Genomic DNA, 16,541 nt, shown 5'->3' with positions numbered 1-16,541 from the left:
CATGGCAAATCAAGTCTGTTTCACCACCACCCAATTCGGCGACCAAGCCCATACCTTGGAAAGCTACCTGAAAACCGGCGGCTATTCAGCGTGGAAAAAAATTCTGGCAGAAAAGACCCCTGCCGAAACGATCATTGAAAATATAAAGGAATCCGGCCTGCGTGGACGCGGCGGTGCGGGTTTCCCTACCGGCATGAAGTGGAGCTTTATGCCACGCAATATGCCGGGTCAAAAATACATCGTGTGTAACTCTGACGAATCCGAGCCGGGAACCTGCAAAGACCGCGACATCCTGCGTTTCAACCCGCACGCGCTGGTCGAAGGCATGGCAATTGCCGGTTACAGCATCGGTGCGACGGTCGGTTACAACTACATGCGCGGCGAGTTCATGGATGAGCCTTTCATCCGTTTCGAGCAAGCGGTGAAAGAAGCCTACGAACTCGGTTTATTGGGCAAAAATATCCAAGGTACGGGCGTCGATTTCGACCTGTACGGCACGTTGGGCGCTGGTGCGTATGTGTGCGGCGAAGAAACCGCGCTGTTGGAATCGCTGGAAGGCAAAAAAGGCCAACCGCGTTTCAAACCGCCATTCCCTGCGAGTTTTGGCCTCTACGGTCGCCCGACCACGATCAATAACACCGAAACGCTTTCTTCCATTCCGGTAATCATGCGCAACGGCGGCAAGTGGTTTGCCGATCTGGGTGTGAAAAATGCTGGGGGCGAAAAGCTGTTTTCCATGTCCGGGCATTTGAACAATCCCGGCAACTTTGAAATTCCGATGGGGACACCATTCCCTGAACTGCTGGCAATGGCAGGCGGGGTACGCACTGGGCGCAAACTGAAAGCGGTCATTCCGGGCGGTTCTTCCGTGCCGGTGCTGCCGGGTGACGTGATGATGGGCTTGACGATGGATTACGACACCATTGCCAAAGCTGGTTCATACTTGGGTTCCGGGGCGGTGATCGTGATGGATGACAGCACCGATATGGTCAAGGTGTTGCAACGCATTTCACGCTTCTACTTTTCCGAATCCTGCGGACAATGCACGCCGTGCCGTGAAGGTACAGGCTGGTTGTACCGCATGTTGACCCGGATTGTGGAAGGCAAGGGCAAGCCGGAAGACATTACGCGCTTGGAAGAAATATCCCACAACATCGAAGGCCGTTCGATCTGCGCCTTGGGTGAGGCGGCAGCAATGCCGGTGTGGAGTTTCGTCAAGCACTTCCGCGAAGAATTTGAATACTACGTCAAACACGGACGTAGCATGGTGGCGAAGGGGTAATACATGGCAGAAGAATTCGTCACAATTGAAATCAACGACCAGCCGATAGAGGCACGCAAAGGCGCGATGCTGATTGACGTGGCGGACGCGAATGGGATCAGCATCCCGCGTTTCTGCTACCACAAAAAGCTCTCGATTGCTGCCAGTTGCCGTATGTGTCTGGTGGAAATGGAAAAGTCGTGGAAGCCGGTTCCTGCTTGCGCCACCCCGGTGGGTGCTGGCATGAAGTTCTGGACGCGCACTGACAAAGCCCGCGATGCGCAGAAATCCATCATGGAATTCCTGCTGATTAACCACCCGCTGGATTGCCCGATTTGCGACCAAGGCGGCGAGTGCGAATTGCAGGATGTGTCTGTGGCTTACGGCAGTTGCAAATCAAACTACGCCGAAGTCAAACGGGTAGTGCAGGACAAGGACATTGGCCCGCTGATTGCTACCGAAATGACCCGCTGTATCCAATGTACCCGCTGTGTGCGTTTCGGTGATGAAATTGCCGGGATGCGCGAAATGGGCGGGGTAGGGCGCGGCGACCGTTTGGAAATCGGCACTTACATCGAAAAATCCCTCAAGTCAGAACTTTCCGGCAACGTGATTGACCTTTGCCCAGTCGGTGCGCTGACTGCCAAACCGTCACGTTACAAGGCTCGGGCGTGGGAACTGCAAGCGCACGACGCTATTGCCCCGCACGACTGCGTTGGCTCGAATATCCAAGTTCATACTTTCCGCAAGGAAGTGGTGCGTTCCGTACCGCGTGAAAATGACGCGATTAACGAATGCTGGATTTCCGACCGCGACCGTTTTGCTTACCAAGGCATTTACAGCCCGGAACGTATCGAAAAGCCGATGCTTAAGCGCGATGGCATTTGGTACACCGTAAGTTGGCAGCAGGCTTTGGATGCCACGGCTGAAATCCTGCGCTCGGCTGATCCAGCCCGTACAGGCGCACTGGCAAGTGCCGCTTCCACGCTGGAAGAACTTTACCTATTCCAACGCCTGATGCGTGGTTTGAATGTGCGCAACATTGACCACCGTTTGGGGCAAACTGATTTTGCTGACCAAGATGCCGCACCTATCTGCCCGTATCTGGGGATGCCGTTGGGCGAACTGGAAAAGCAAAATGCGGCACTGTTGATCGGTTCCAATGTGCGCCAAGAACAGCCGATGCTGAACCACCGTTTGCGCAAGGCTGCGCTGAATGGTGCGAAAGTCATGGCAGTGAACCCACGTGCATTCGACTTTAACTACGATGTCGCGCAACAGGCAGTCGCTCCGGCAGCGATGGTGCAAGCACTGCAAGCCATGCTCGACGATCCTGACAACAGCACCATGCTTGCCCTGAAAAATGCCGAACACGCGGTGGTATTGCTCGGTAATGTTGCTGTCCAACACCCGGCATTTTCCACTTTGCGGGCATTGGCAAACCAAATTGCCCAGCAAACAGGCGCAACCTTCGGCTATTTGGCTGAAAGCTCGAATACCGTCGGTGCATGGGTGGCGGGCGTAGTGCCGCATCGCCTTTCCGCAGGGCGCGAACTCAAGCAGCCCGGCGTACCCGTCAGTGAATTCCTGAATGAAAGTACCCGTACTTTCGTGCTGTTGAATGCGGAATTGGCAGATTTCGCCAACCCACAACAAGCCATGCAGGTTTTGTCTGCCGCCGATAACGTGATTGCGATTACGCCATTCGCGGATGAAACAGTACGCAAGTACGCCACGGTGCTGTTGCCCGGTTCCACGTTTGCCGAAAGTGCAGGCACATTGTGCAATACCGAAGGCCGCTGGCAATCCTTCAAGGGTGCAACCGAGCCGGTCGGTGAAGCCCGCCCGACATGGAAAATCTTGCGCGTCCTCGGTAATACCGTTGGCGTTCCAGACTTCGATTGGATGGGGACAGAGGAAATTGTTGCGGAACTGCGTTTAGAACTGGACGGCGCGGAAGTCTGCGATAACACGTACAAGAACCCCTCACCCCAACCCCTCTCCCTCAAGGGGAGAGGGGCGGAAGACGGCGAGTTCCAACGTATCGGTGACGTGGAAATGTACCGCACCGACTTGTTAGTGCGCCGTGCCAAAGCCTTGCAGGCGATGATCCCGACAACAGTGGTGCGCCTGAACCCGCAAGATGCTGACACGCTGGGTGTTACCGATGGTGATACGCTGAAAGTCCGGCAGGGGGAATTCTCTGTCACATTGCCTGCGCAACGTGATGTTGGTATTCCGGCTGGCTGCGCGGGTTTGCAGGCAGGTCTTGAAATCTCGGCTGTATTGGGTGCGGCTTTCGGCTCCATCCACATTACAAAGGCAGGTTAGGGGAAATGATGGAAACACTCGCAAGTCTTTTTGGTACGTTTCTCCCGGCGTGGATGGTGGCTGTGGTCTTGATCGTGATCAAGATTGTGGCAATTGTTGTGCCGCTTATTTTGCTGGTTGCCTACGCTACCTACGCGGAACGTAAAGTTATCGGTTACATGCAAGTGCGTATCGGGCCAAACCGGGTCGGGCCTAAAGGTCTGCTCCAGCCGTTTGCGGATATGTTCAAGCTGATGTTTAAGGAAGTGGTGGTTCCGACTAAATCCAACCGCTTCCTGTTCCTGATTGCACCGCTGTTGGCGATGGGGCCTGCGTTTGCCGCATGGTCAGTTATCCCATTTGCGGATGGCATGGTACTGGCGAACATTAATGCTGGGTTGTTGTTCCTGTTGGCGCTTACCTCGTTGGGCGTGTACGGCATCATCCTCGCGGGTTGGTCATCCAACTCCAAGTACGCGCAATTGAGTGCGTTGCGGATCGGGGCGCAAATGGTGTCGTATGAAATTGCGATGGGCTTTGCGTTGGTCGGGGTGCTGATGGTATCAGGCAGCTTGAACCTGAACGATATTGTCCATGCACAATCCGGCAGTATCTTTAGTTGGTTCGTGTGGCCTTTGTTCGGCCTGTTCTTGGTGTATTTCATTTCCGGTGTAGCGGAAACCAACCGTGCACCATTCGACGTGGCGGAAGGTGAGTCCGAGATCGTGGCGGGTTTCCATGTGGAATATTCCGGCATGGCCTTTGCGGTGTTCTTCCTCGCGGAATACGCCAATATGTGGCTGATTTCAGCGCTGACTTCGCTGATGTTCCTCGGTGGTTGGTTGTCGCCTTTCCAAGGGCTGACGTTCCTCACAGAAATGCCGGTGTTGGGGCTGTTCTTTGGCAATGGTGTGCATTGGCTGCTGTTGAAGGCATCGTTCTTCATGCTGTTGTTTTTCTGGTTCCGCGCTACGTTCCCGCGCTACCGTTATGACCAAATCATGCGTTTGGGCTGGAAAGTATTGATTCCGGTCACGCTGGTGTGGATTTTCGCCGAAGGTATTGCGATTGGCTTCGGCTGGCAGCCGTGGTTGTCGTAAGGAGGGTTCGATGGGCATAAACCTGAAACATTATCTCAAGTCTTTCAGCTTGCATGAGTTGATGCAGGGCTTGGGGGTCACGGGCAAGTACTTGTTTGAACGCAAGCTTACGATCCAGTACCCGGAGCAAAAGACACCGATTTCAGTGCGTTTCCGGGGGCATCATGCGTTGCGCCGCTACCCGAACGGGGAAGAGCGTTGCATCGCCTGCAAGCTGTGCGAAGCCGTTTGCCCCGCACTGGCGATTACCATTGACTTGGAAGAGCGCCCGGATGGCACACGCCGTACCACGCGCTACGACATCGACATGTTCAAGTGCATTTACTGCGGTTTCTGTGAAGAAGCTTGCCCGGTAGATGCGATCGTCGAAACCAATATTTTCGAGTACCACTTCGAGAATCGCGGCGAGAACATCCAGACCAAAGATAAACTGCTGGCAGTTGGCGACAAGCATGAAGCTGAAATCGCCAAGATGAAAGCAGCCGATGCACCGTACCGTTGAGGGAATGGCATGACATTTGAGCAGATCATTTTTTATCTCTTTGCTGGCGTGCTGGTAACAGCGGCAGTAGGGATGGTAACGGTGCGTAACCCGGTGTATGCCGCGTTGTGCCTGATTTTGAGTTTCTTTACCAGCGCCGGGTTGTGGTTGCTGCTGGAGGCTGAATTCCTCGGCATCGTACTGGTGTTGGTATACGTGGGGGCGGTCATGGTGCTGTTCCTGTTCGTCATTATGATGCTGGATTTGAACCTTGACCCGTTGAAAGAAGGGTTCGCCAAGTATTTGCCGGTCGGTTTGCTGGTCGCGACGGTGATGGCGGTGGAAATGGTGCTAGTGCTGCAAAGTGGCCCGTTCCAAACCAGCCAAGCAGCCGTACCCTCACCTGCGAATAACACCGAAGCGTTGGGCGTGTTGTTGTATACCGATTATGTGTATCCGTTCGAGATTGCTGCGGTCATTTTGGTGGTGGCAATTATTGCGGCGATCGTCCTGACCTTGCGCCGCCGTCCTGACTCTAAGAAGCAGGATATTGGGCAACAGGTGCAGGTACGCCGTGCCGACCGTATCCGTCTGGTTAACATGAAGGCCGAGAAAAAAGCATGATCCCTTTGTCACATTTCCTGATCGTTGCCGCCTTGCTGTTTTCCATCAGCGTGGCTGGCATGTTTTTGAACCGCAAGAACGTGCTGATCCTGCTGATGTGCATCGAATTGATGTTGCTGTCGGTGAACCTGAATTTTGTCGCTTTCTCCCATTATCTGGGGGATATGGCGGGGCAAGTGTTCGTGTTCTTCATCCTCACGGTGGCGGCGGCGGAAGCGGCGATTGGCCTAGCGATACTGGTGGTCTTGTTCCGTAACCGGCGCACGATCAATGTCCAAGAACTTGATGCGATGAAGGGGTAAGCGATGGAAGCAATTTATCTGGCAATTCCGCTTGCACCTTTATTTGGGGCAATTGTTGCGGGGCTGTTCGGCAAGAAAGTTGGGCGTGCCGGGGCGCATTGGGTAACGACGCTGGGTGTGGCGGTAGCCTTCGTGCTGTCGTTGCTGGTGGCGAACGACACCATGCTCAATGGCAATGATTATAACGGCACGGTTTATACGTGGGCGGTGGTGGATAAAATCCACTTTGAAGTCGGTTTCATGATCGACAACCTCAGTGCAATGATGATGCTGGTGGTGACGTTTGTTTCCTTGATGGTGCATATTTACACCATCGGTTACATGCACGATGACCCCGGCTATCAGCGTTTCTTCAGCTACATTTCCCTGTTTACCTTCTCCATGTTGATGCTGGTCATGAGCAACAACTTCATGCAGTTGTTCTTCGGCTGGGAAGCGGTGGGTTTGGTGTCTTACTTGCTGATCGGTTTCTGGTACAAGAAAGATACCGCCATTTACGCCAATATGAAGGCATTCTTGGTCAACCGCGTGGGTGACTTCGGCTTTTTACTGGGGATTGCCGCGATTGTCACCTTCTACGAAACCCTGAGCTATGCAGAAGTGTTTGGCACGATCCACATCAGCAAACCGCCGATTGAGGTACTGCCAGGCATCCAGTGGGAGTTGTTGACCTTTATTGCCATCTGCCTGTTTATCGGGGCAATGGGCAAATCGGCACAGGTTCCGTTGCATGTGTGGCTACCAGATTCAATGGAAGGCCCTACGCCAATTTCCGCACTGATCCATGCGGCAACAATGGTAACGGCGGGTATTTTCATGGTGGCGCGGATGTCACCGATCTTTGAAATGTCCGATACGGCGTTGAACCTGATTCTGATCATTGGCGCGACCACGGCCTTTTTCATGGGGCTGATTGGTATCGTGCAGAATGATATTAAGCGGGTGGTGGCATATTCCACGCTGTCGCAGCTCGGTTACATGACCGTGGCGTTGGGGGCTTCGGCTTACTCGGCGGCAGTGTTCCATTTGATGACCCATGCGTTCTTCAAGGCGTTGCTGTTCCTCGCGGCGGGTTCCGTCATTATCGCCATGCACCATGAGCAGGACATCCGTAAGATGGGTGGCTTGAAGAAATACATGCCGATTACCTATTGGACTTCCTTGATTGGCTCGTTGGCGCTGATTGGTTTTCCCGGTTTCTCCGGCTTCTTCTCCAAAGACCTGATTATCGAAGCGGTACATGAATCGCACCTGTGGGCATCCGGTTATGCGTATACGCTGGTGCTGCTGGGTGTATTTGTCACGGCGTTCTACAGTTTCCGTATGTTCTTCTTGGTGTTCCACGGCGAAGAGCGCATGGATGACCATACCATGCACCACTTGCATGAATCACCGTGGGTAGTAACTATCCCATTGATCATGCTGGCGATTCCGTCTGTGTTCGCAGGTTATCTGCTTGACCCGATGGTGGTGGGTAATTTCTTCCTCGACGCCATTTATGTCCACGATGATTTGCACGGTTTCATCCCGCAGAATGACAAATTGCAGTCAGCGCATTTGGTGATCCAAGAAATCAGCGAAGGCTACCACGGTATTTCCAGCTTCATCCTGCACGGTTTGATGGCTCCGCCGTTCTGGCTGGCGATGTCTGGCTTGGGTGCGGCGTGGTACATCTACATGAAAAACGATGCGGTTGCGAAGTGGGCGTATGTCAAATTCCATTGGCTGCACACTTTGCTGGACAACAAATATTACATGGATGATTTCAATCAGAAAGTCTTTGCCAAAGGCTCGCTCAATTTGGGGAATGCTTTGTGGGCATTCGGTGAGCGCTTCCTGATTGATGGTTTGATCGTGAATGGTTCGGCGAAAGCGGTGGAATGGTTCTCTGGGATGGCGCGTCGTCTCCAGACGGGGTATCTGTTCCATTACGCTTTCTCGATGTTCGTGGGTATCTTGTTGATGGTCACGTGGCTCCTGTTTTTCTAGCCCCTAAGGTTTTACTTGGAAATGCACATGCTTGATTTGCCAATACTGAGTTTTCTGATCTGGCTACCGATAGTCGGTGGTTTTGGGGTGCTGATTGTCGGCGACCGTTTCGGTGCCAAACAATTTGCGCTGGGGGTTGCGTTGCTGACCTTTTTGCTCAGCCTGCCGCTCTATGCTTGGTTCGACCGCACGACTGCCAATATGCAGTTCGTGGAGTTCCTGCCGTGGGTGGAATCCTTCAACATTAATTACCATCTGGGTATAGATGGCATTTCCATGCCGTTGATCTTGCTGAATACCTTTATTACGGTGTTGGTGGTGATTGCGGGTTGGGAAGTCATTAAGTACCGCATTTCCCAGTATTTGGCGGCTTTCCTGATCATGGAAGGGGTTGTCAACGGGGTGTTTGCGTCACTGGATGCGATGTTGTTTTACATCATGTTTGAAGGGATGCTGATTCCGTTGTTCCTGATCATTGGGATTTGGGGGGGCGCACGCCGGGTGTATGCCACCATCAAGTTTTTCCTTTACACCTTCTTTGGTTCGGTGTTCTTGCTGATCAGCTTGATCTACCTCTATCAATTGGGCGGTGGTACGGAAGGTTTCACCGCGAGCTTTGCGATTGCTGACCTGCAAAAACTGCCGATTGGACGTACCCCGCAAATCTTGATTTTCCTTTCGTTCCTGCTGGCTTTCGGGGTGAAAGTGCCGATGTGGCCAGTGCATACGTGGTTGCCGGATGCGCACGTGGAAGCGCCAACGGGCGGTTCTGTGATCTTGGCAGCGATTACCTTGAAAGTGGGTGGGTATGCTTTCCTGCGTTTTGCCCTGCCAATCGTGCCGGATGCCGCTGCGCAACTGGATTGGTTGGTGCTGTTCATGTCCTTGACGGCGGTGGTGTACATCGGCTTCGTGGCATTGGTGCAGCAGGACATGAAAAAGCTGGTGGCTTACTCTTCCATCGCGCACATGGGCTTCGTTACCTTGGGCTTCTTCCTCGTTTACAGCATTGCAGAATCCGCGCAGGCCAATAGCACCAGTATGGCGAGTGCCATGTTGGCAATGCAGGGCGGGATGGTGCAGATGGTGTCGCACGGTTTCATTTCCGGCGCAATGTTCTTGTGCATCGGGGTCTTGTATGACCGGATGCATACCCGTGACATTAATGCTTACGGTGGTGTCGCTAACCGGATGCCGATGTTTGCGGCGTTCTTCGTGCTGTTTGCGATGGCGAATACAGGTTTGCCGGGGACATCTGGGTTCGTGGGTGAATTCATGGTAATCCTTGCGAGCTTCAAGTCGGATGCGTGGGTGGCAATCTTGGCGTCAACAACCCTGATTATTGGGGCTGCGTATACCTTGTGGTTGGTGAAGCGGGTTATTTTCGGCGACATCAAAAATGGTGAAGTCGCAGAATTGCAGGACATCAGCCAACGTGAATTTGTGATGCTGGCATTGCTGGCGGGTGCGGTCTTGCTGTTGGGCTTGTGGCCTCAGCCTTTGACGGATGTAATGGATATGTCGATCAAAAACTTGGTGACGCAAGCTTTGCAGAGCAAGATTTGCATTGGGCGGAGTGTTGTGGAGGCTTGTCAGCTATGATGAATATTGCAATTGCCACACCTGAAATTTTCCTGCTGAGCACGATCTGCCTTATTTTGCTGATGGATTTGTTCTTGGGCGAAGCCTGCCGCATGGTGACATATTTACTGTCCATCGTGGCACTGCTGGCAACCGCTTTGCTGGTGTACAGCTCCATGGGCGGTGACAAGATCACTGGCTTGCACGATATGTATGTGCGTGATGACCTCGGTGGGGTGTTGAAAATCAGCATCCTGTTATTGACGGTCGGCATCTTTGTTTACGCGCGTAAATATTTGCGGGAACAGGATTTGTGGCAGAGTGAGTTTTTCTTGCTGAGCCTGTTCTCGGTATTGGGCATGATGGTGATGTCATCCGCCAATAATTTGTTGGTGGTGTATCTGGGCTTGGAGTTGCTGGCGCTGTCCATGTATGTGCTGGTGGCATTCAAACGTGATGATGGGCGTTCCACCGAAGCAGCGATGAAATACTTTGTGCTGGGTGCGGTTGCCTCTGGCATGTTGTTGTACGGTATTTCCATTTTGTACGGGCTGAGCGGCAAGCTGGATATTGCTGGTGTGGCGGCTTATGTCAGCGTCCAAAATGTGATGCAGAATATCCCGTTACTGTTTGCACTGGTGTTTATGGTTGCCGGGATTGCCTTTAAGTTTGGGGCAGTGCCGTTCCACATGTGGGTTCCTGATGTTTACCAAGGCGCACCTACTGCTGTGACCATGTTCTTGGGGAGTGTGCCGAAGCTGGCGGCGTTGGCAATGTTCCTGCGTGTGCTGGCAGAGTCGATGGCTGTTGCGCAACCCGGTTGGGGGCAGATGTTACTGGTGTTTGGTTTGCTGTCGGTATTCTTGGGTAATCTGGTGGCAATTGCCCAGTTTAACCTGAAACGGATGCTGGCTTATTCGACCATTGCGCACATGGGTTTCATCCTGTTGGGTGCTTTGACAGGGACGACGCAAGGGTACGGTGCAGCACTGTTCTACACCATTACTTACGCATTGACCGCAGCCGGTGCGTTTGCCGTGCTGATTTTGTTAAGCCGCGAAGGTGTTGAAGCTGAAACGCTGGACGACATTAAAGGCTTAAACGAGCGTAACCCTTGGTATGCTTTCATCATGATGATGCTGCTGTTCTCGATGGCAGGGATTCCGCCGACAGTTGGTTTCTATGCCAAGCTGTCTATTATTGATGCGGTTATGCAAGCTGGGTATTTGTGGCCTGCGGTATTCATGGTGGTGCTGTCGGTTATCGGTGCATTCTATTACTTGCGTGCCATCAAAATGATGTACTTCGATAAGCCGGATAACACCGCACCGATTGAAGCAGAGCTTGATTTCACCATACTTCTGAGCGTAAATGGCCTACTGATGGTGGTGCTGGGGATTTTTCCTAGCGTCTTGATGGGTATTTGTTCAGCAGCAGTGGTCGCAAGTTTATGAGTTTGTCTGTTATGCAATGGGGATTCCTCGCCATTGCTTTGCTGCTGGCTAACCTGCCGTGGTTGAGCCAGCGTTGTTTCCTTATCCTGCAATGTGACAGTAAGTCGCCGTGGTTACGGGTGCTGGAATGGCTGTTGTTGTATGTGCTGTGTGGCGCATTGGCGATGGGCTTAGAGTACAAAGTAAGCGGTAGCATCTATCCCCAAGGCTGGGAGTTCTACTGGGTAACGTTTTTCTTGTTCATGGTGTCCGCGTTTCCGGGCTTTATTTACCGTTACGTCAGGTAATTTGATTTTTGCTAATAATAGACCTTGCAAGCCTTAGTAAATGTGTCTATAGTTCACACCTCTGATGCGGGGTGGAGCAGTCTGGCAGCTCGTCGGGCTCATAACCCGAAGGTCGCAGGTTCAAATCCTGCCCCCGCTACCAAATACAAAAAGCCCCTTTACGGGGCTTTTTTATTATCTGCCTAATGGGATGGCCCAGGAAACGTGATGCAGGAAAAACTCGATACATTGATCAACACGACTGTTACCGGCCTCGGTTACGAGCTGTGGGGATATGAATACCGTCCGCAAATAGAAAGTGCTTTGCTGCGGGTGTTCATTGATGCCGAACAAGGGATCACAGTGGACGACTGCGGACGTGTCAGCAACCAGTTAGGTGCGGCGCTGGATGTGGATGACCTCATTCCACTGGCCTACATTCTGGAAGTGTCTTCACCCGGCTTGGATCGGGTTTTGTTTATTCCAGCACACTATACCCGCTATCTCGGCAGACAAATTAAGGTGCGCACCCGTTTACCCGTGGAAAAGCGGCGTAACTTTGTCGGCAAATTGGTGGATGTAAATGACGAGCAGATTTCCGTGGATGTGGAAGGTACGGTATACGCAATCCCGTATGACATCATTGATCGCGGTAGACTGGTTTTAGATGATATTCGACCTCAGCGTAAGGGCGGTAAGCACGCATGAATAAAGAAATTCTCTATGTTGTTGATGCAGTTTCTAATGAGAAAAATGTCGGCAAAGACCTGATCTTTCAGGCTGTCGAGACTGCACTGGCAATGGCAACCCGCAAGCGTTATGGCATGGGTATGGATGTCCGTGTCTCTGTTAACCGCCAAACTGGCGATTACGATACTTTCCGCCGCTGGAAAGTAATGGACGACGAAGACCCTGAGTTTGAAACCCCAGAACGCCAAATCCTGATCAGCTACGCTAAAGACCGTGGCTTGGATGCGCAAATCGGTGATTACATCGAAGAAGCCATCCCTTCCGTCGAATTCGGGCGCATTGCCGCCCAGACCGCCAAACAAGTCATTGTTGCCAAGGTACGTGAAGCTGAGCGCGAAAAAGTCGTTTCCGCTTACCGCGACAAAGTTGGGCAACTGATCATGGGTGTGGTCAAACGCACTGACCGCAAAGGTGTAGTGATTGACTTGGGCGAAAATGCCGAAGCCTTCATCCCACGCGAAGAAATGATTCCCGGCGATAACCTGCATACCGGCGCACGGGTGCGGGGTTTGCTGAAAGAAATCCGTCACGATGCACGTGGCCCGCAGATGATTATCAGCCGCGCTGATGTCAATTTCCTGATTGAACTCATGAAACTGGAAGTTCCTGAAGTCAGCCAAGAAATGATTGATATAATGGGCGCTGCCCGCGATCCAGGTTCCCGCGCTAAAGTGGCAGTACGTGCCAACCTGCCAAACGTTGACCCGATTGGTGCTTGCGTCGGTATGCGTGGTTCACGTATCCAAACCGTTACCAACGAACTTGGTGGTAAAGAGCGCGTCGACATCGTGCTGTGGAATGATGACATTGCCACTTACGTCATGAATGCGATGGCTCCGGCAGAAGTGCTGTCCATTGTGGTTGACGAAGAAACCCGCACGATGGACATCGGTGTTGACAGCGAAAAGTTGTCACAAGCCATCGGTCGTGGCGGACAAAATGTACGCCTTGCCAGCGATTTGACTGGTTGGACACTCAACGTGATGAGCGTTGAAGAAGCTGAAGCCAAAACGCAGGCAGAACAGCAAGCGCTGGTCAGTTTGTTTATGGACAAGCTGGACGTGGACGAAGAAGTGGCGGGGATTTTGGTGGAAGAAGGTTTCACTAACCTCGAAGAAGTTGCTTATGTACCTATCGAAGAGTTCATGGCAATTGAAGGTTTTGACACCGACATCGTGAATGAATTGCGTGACCGTGCCCAAACCGCACTGCTCTCGCAAGCGATTTCCCAAGACAGCCATTTGCCAGCGGAAGATTTGCTGCACATGGATGGGATGGATGATGAACTGGCATTCAAACTGGCATCCAGCGGTATCTGCACAATGGAAGATTTGGCAGAACAAGCTGTCGATGAGCTGGTCGAAATGACCGGAATTGACGAAACACGCGCTGCTAGCCTGATTATGACGGCACGCGCTCCGTGGTTTGCGGAAGGTAATAATGCAGAAGCCTAATTCTGCGGGAGGAAGAACACAATGTCGGATATAGCTGTTAAAAAACTTGCCGAGGTGATCAATGCCCCCGTCGAAGTTCTGCTCAAGCAGTTGCAGGACGCAGGCATCCACGTCAATGGCCCAGATGCATGGATTACTGATGCACAGAAATTTACGTTGCTGGCGCATATCCGCCAAGGTGCTGCCAAAGCACCCGCCGGTGGTGGCAGCAATATTACCCTGAAACGCCGTTCCACCAGTGAAATGACGGTGGGGGCAGGCAAGGGTAAAACAACCGTCAGTGTTGAAGTCAGACGTAAAAAGACCTTTGGCTCAGAAGCGCCAACAGGGCAAAACGAAACATTCTCTGCGACCGGGGATAATTCCAGCCGCACAGAAGAGTTGACCCGCCAACTCTCAGCAGAACGCAAGGCACGTGAAGCCGCTATCCAAAAGGCGGAACAAGAACGTCGCCAATTGGAAGCCCGCCGCATGGAACAGCAGCGTCAAAAAAATGAACCCGCCAAGGTTGCCCCCGTTACCGTAGCAGTCGCCGAGCCTGAGCCAGTTGTGCCAGAGCCAGCCGTAGTGCCAGCACCTGTCGCCGAAGTGGTCGCGGTTGAAGTTACCCCGAAACCAGCACCTGAGCCTACTCCCGCGCCGGTTCCCACTCCAGTTGTGGAAGTACCTAAGCCTAAACCCGTTGAACCAACCGTGGTGAAGCCTGTGGTTCAGCAGCAACCTGTACGTACTCCACCCGTTGCTACTGTCCAGCCTGTTACGACCGTAACAACGAATAATGAAGCAACCGATAACCTGAGTGCCAAAGAACAGCGCGAATACGTCGCCGCAGCAGCTAAAGAAGAAGCTTCTTCTGCGTTGAAACGTCGCCCTTCCAAGCTCAAAGTTAAGCCGAAACCTACACTTGCACCACAAACCGTGGTTGATACTAGTGTGCCGGAAGAAAAGCCGGTAGTCGCAGTGGCGGAAGTTGTCGCTGAACGGGTTGCCGAAACGTTTGCTGCACCAGAGCGTGCTGAAGACAAAAAAGTTGTCAAGAAAACGGTTAAAGGCAAAACGGGTGGGCGCGACCGTGAAGAGTTGCATGTCCCCGGTGGCAACCGTCACGGCAAGAAGAAAGGTGGCGGCGGTGGCAAGCAAAGCTTTAGCCGTCCTGATCCACGCCAAGCTGCCAACAAGCACGGTTTTGAAAAGCCGGTTGCGCCAGTTGTTAAAGAAATTGAAATTCCGCCCAGCATCGTGGTTTCCGATCTGGCGCAGAAATTGGCTATCCGTGCCACTGACATTATCAAAGCGATGATGAAAATGGGCATGATGGTCACGATCAACCAATCCATTGACCAAGACACCGCGATCCTTGTTACCGAAGAATTGGGGCACAAGGGCAAGCCGATGCAGGAAATGGATGATGCTGCATTGCTGGCGGCTATGATTGATCAGGATATGGAATATGAATCTTCCCCGCGTCCGCCAGTCGTCACCATCATGGGTCACGTTGACCACGGTAAGACTTCCTTGCTGGACTACATCCGTAAAACCCGTGTCGCAGCGGGCGAAGCGGGCGGCATTACCCAGCACATCAATTCTTACCACGTTGATACTGCGCACGGCACGGTAACATTCTTGGATACACCGGGACACGCGGCGTTCTCCCAGATGCGGGCGCGTGGTGCAACGGTCACTGACATTGTTGTCCTGATTGTTGCGGCTGACGATGGCGTGATGCCACAAACCAAGGAAGTTATCCAGCACGCGAAAGTGGCAGGTGTACCTTTGGTGGTTGCTATCAACAAAATTGACAAGCCTGCGGCTGACCCTGAAAAAGTATTGTCTGAGCTTTCCCAGCACGACGTACTCACGACCTCATGGGGTGGTGATGTCGAAGTGGTGCACGTTTCTGCCAAAACCGGGCAGGGCGTGGACGAATTGCTGGAAACCTTGCTGTTGGTTGCTGAAACCTTAGAGCTGAAAGCACCGAAAGATGCACCAGCAACAGGTCATGTCATTGAAGCAAGTATTGAAAAAGGCCGTGGTGCGGTAGCAACGGTATTGGTACGTAGCGGCACATTACGCCGTGGCGATTTGATCCTCTGCGGTGCGGAATACGGTCGGGTTCGTGCGCTGTTTGATGATACTGGGCGTCCTACCAAAGAAGCTGGGCCTTCCATGCCGGTTTCCATTTTGGGGCTTTCCGCCGCGCCAGAAGCCGGTGACGAAGTTATTGTGCTGACTGACGAACGTAAAGCGCGTGAAATTGCTGAATTGCGCCGTGAAAGCCGCCGTGATAGCCGTTTTGCGGCACAAAATACCGCGAAATCGGAAGACTTCTTCTCACAAGTTAAGGCTAGCGAACGTGCGCAAGTCAACTTGCTGATTAAGGCTGATGTCCAAGGCAGCGTGGAAGCGTTGCGTAACGAAGTGCTGAAACTGTCTACGGATGAAGTTGAAGTCCGTGTGGTTGCCGCAGGCGTCGGTGGCATCAGTGCCAGTGACGTGAATTTGGCTTCTGCATCAAAGGCAACGATCATGGCATTCAATGTGCGTACCGATGCCGGTGCGCGTAAAGATGCGGTTGATGCGGGTGTGACCATCCGTTACTACAGCATCATTTACGAAGCCATTGATGATGTGAAAGCCGCAATGAGCGGGTTGCTGTCACCTGAAGTCCGTGAAGTCTTTGTGGGTCTGGCAGAAGTCCGCGATGTCTTCCGCTCTTCTGGCTTTGGTCAGGTTGCAGGCTGCTTGGTGGTCGATGGTACGGTACGCCGTGGCTTGCCGATCCGGGTATTGCGTGACAACGTGGTGATCTTCGACGGTGAGCTGGAATCCTTACGCCGTCACCGTGATGACGTGAAAGACGTTCACATGGGGACTGAGTGCGGTATTGCGGTTAAAGGCTATACCGACGTGAAGGCAGGCGACCAGATCGAATGTTACGAACGTGTTGAAGTGGCAAGGAAAATCTAAGC

The 16,541-nt window shown here is 52.7% G+C and carries 13 protein-coding genes and 1 tRNA gene; all 14 read left to right on the top strand.

All coding sequences use genetic code 11. The features are described from left to right. Position 1 precedes the first annotated feature (1 nt). Positions 2-1,282: an NADH-quinone oxidoreductase subunit NuoF gene (gene nuoF / locus PHE17_RS16075; protein ID WP_301016919.1), complete on the top strand. Its 1,281-nt coding sequence runs from the start codon at positions 2-4 to the stop codon at positions 1,280-1,282. A gap of 3 nt (positions 1,283-1,285) precedes the next feature. Further along, on the top strand, positions 1,286-3,592 hold the full coding sequence (nuoG, locus tag PHE17_RS16070) for an NADH-quinone oxidoreductase subunit NuoG (protein ID WP_301016918.1): 2,307 nt from the start codon (positions 1,286-1,288) through the stop codon (positions 3,590-3,592). A 5-nt stretch (positions 3,593-3,597) separates the two neighbouring features. After that, positions 3,598-4,671, top strand: coding sequence for an NADH-quinone oxidoreductase subunit NuoH (gene nuoH, locus PHE17_RS16065; RefSeq protein ID WP_301016917.1), 1,074 nt, complete (start codon positions 3,598-3,600; stop codon positions 4,669-4,671). Positions 4,672-4,681: 10 nt separating this feature from the next. Then, entirely contained in the window at positions 4,682-5,173 is a 492-nt protein-coding gene (nuoI, locus tag PHE17_RS16060) for an NADH-quinone oxidoreductase subunit NuoI (RefSeq protein ID WP_301016916.1), read from the top strand. Between the two features lie 9 nt (positions 5,174-5,182). Next, the gene (locus PHE17_RS16055) at positions 5,183-5,776 is read left to right on the top strand and encodes an NADH-quinone oxidoreductase subunit J (protein ID WP_301016915.1); all 594 of its coding nucleotides are present in this window, start codon (positions 5,183-5,185) and stop codon (positions 5,774-5,776) included. Beyond that, complete coding sequence (nuoK, locus tag PHE17_RS16050) at positions 5,773-6,078, top strand: NADH-quinone oxidoreductase subunit NuoK (protein ID WP_301016914.1); 306 nt, start codon at positions 5,773-5,775, stop codon at positions 6,076-6,078. The genes PHE17_RS16055 and nuoK overlap by 4 nt, the downstream gene beginning before the upstream one ends. A 3-nt stretch (positions 6,079-6,081) precedes the next feature. Beyond that, positions 6,082-8,067: an NADH-quinone oxidoreductase subunit L gene (gene nuoL, locus PHE17_RS16045; RefSeq protein WP_301016913.1), complete on the top strand. Its 1,986-nt coding sequence runs from the start codon at positions 6,082-6,084 to the stop codon at positions 8,065-8,067. Positions 8,068-8,094: 27 nt separating this feature from the next. Next, positions 8,095-9,669, top strand: a complete 1,575-nt coding sequence (locus PHE17_RS16040) for an NADH-quinone oxidoreductase subunit M (RefSeq protein ID WP_301016912.1) — start codon at positions 8,095-8,097, stop codon at positions 9,667-9,669. Continuing rightward, positions 9,666-11,102, top strand: a complete 1,437-nt coding sequence (nuoN, locus tag PHE17_RS16035; RefSeq protein ID WP_363320132.1) for an NADH-quinone oxidoreductase subunit NuoN — start codon at positions 9,666-9,668, stop codon at positions 11,100-11,102. Before PHE17_RS16040 ends, nuoN begins: the two co-directional genes overlap by 4 nt. Beyond that, positions 11,099-11,389, top strand: coding sequence for a DUF2818 family protein (locus PHE17_RS16030; RefSeq protein ID WP_301016911.1), 291 nt, complete (start codon positions 11,099-11,101; stop codon positions 11,387-11,389). Before nuoN ends, PHE17_RS16030 begins: the two co-directional genes overlap by 4 nt. A gap of 65 nt (positions 11,390-11,454) precedes the next feature. Continuing rightward, a tRNA-Met gene (locus PHE17_RS16025) sits at positions 11,455-11,531 on the top strand. A 65-nt stretch (positions 11,532-11,596) separates the two neighbouring features. Next, on the top strand, positions 11,597-12,076 hold the full coding sequence (gene rimP, locus PHE17_RS16020; RefSeq protein WP_301016910.1) for a ribosome maturation factor RimP: 480 nt from the start codon (positions 11,597-11,599) through the stop codon (positions 12,074-12,076). Further along, on the top strand, positions 12,073-13,572 hold the full coding sequence (gene nusA / locus PHE17_RS16015) for a transcription termination factor NusA (protein ID WP_301016909.1): 1,500 nt from the start codon (positions 12,073-12,075) through the stop codon (positions 13,570-13,572). Before rimP ends, nusA begins: the two co-directional genes overlap by 4 nt. A gap of 21 nt (positions 13,573-13,593) precedes the next feature. Further along, the gene (infB, locus tag PHE17_RS16010; RefSeq protein WP_301016908.1) at positions 13,594-16,539 is read left to right on the top strand and encodes a translation initiation factor IF-2; all 2,946 of its coding nucleotides are present in this window, start codon (positions 13,594-13,596) and stop codon (positions 16,537-16,539) included. The last annotated feature ends 2 nt before the right edge of the window (positions 16,540-16,541 follow it).

The organism is Thiothrix sp. (assembly GCF_028714775.1).
GTDB lineage: Bacteria > Pseudomonadota > Gammaproteobacteria > Thiotrichales > Thiotrichaceae > Thiothrix.
Note: the sequence above shows the minus strand (reverse complement) of the source record. Positions and strands in the feature narration are given on the sequence as shown.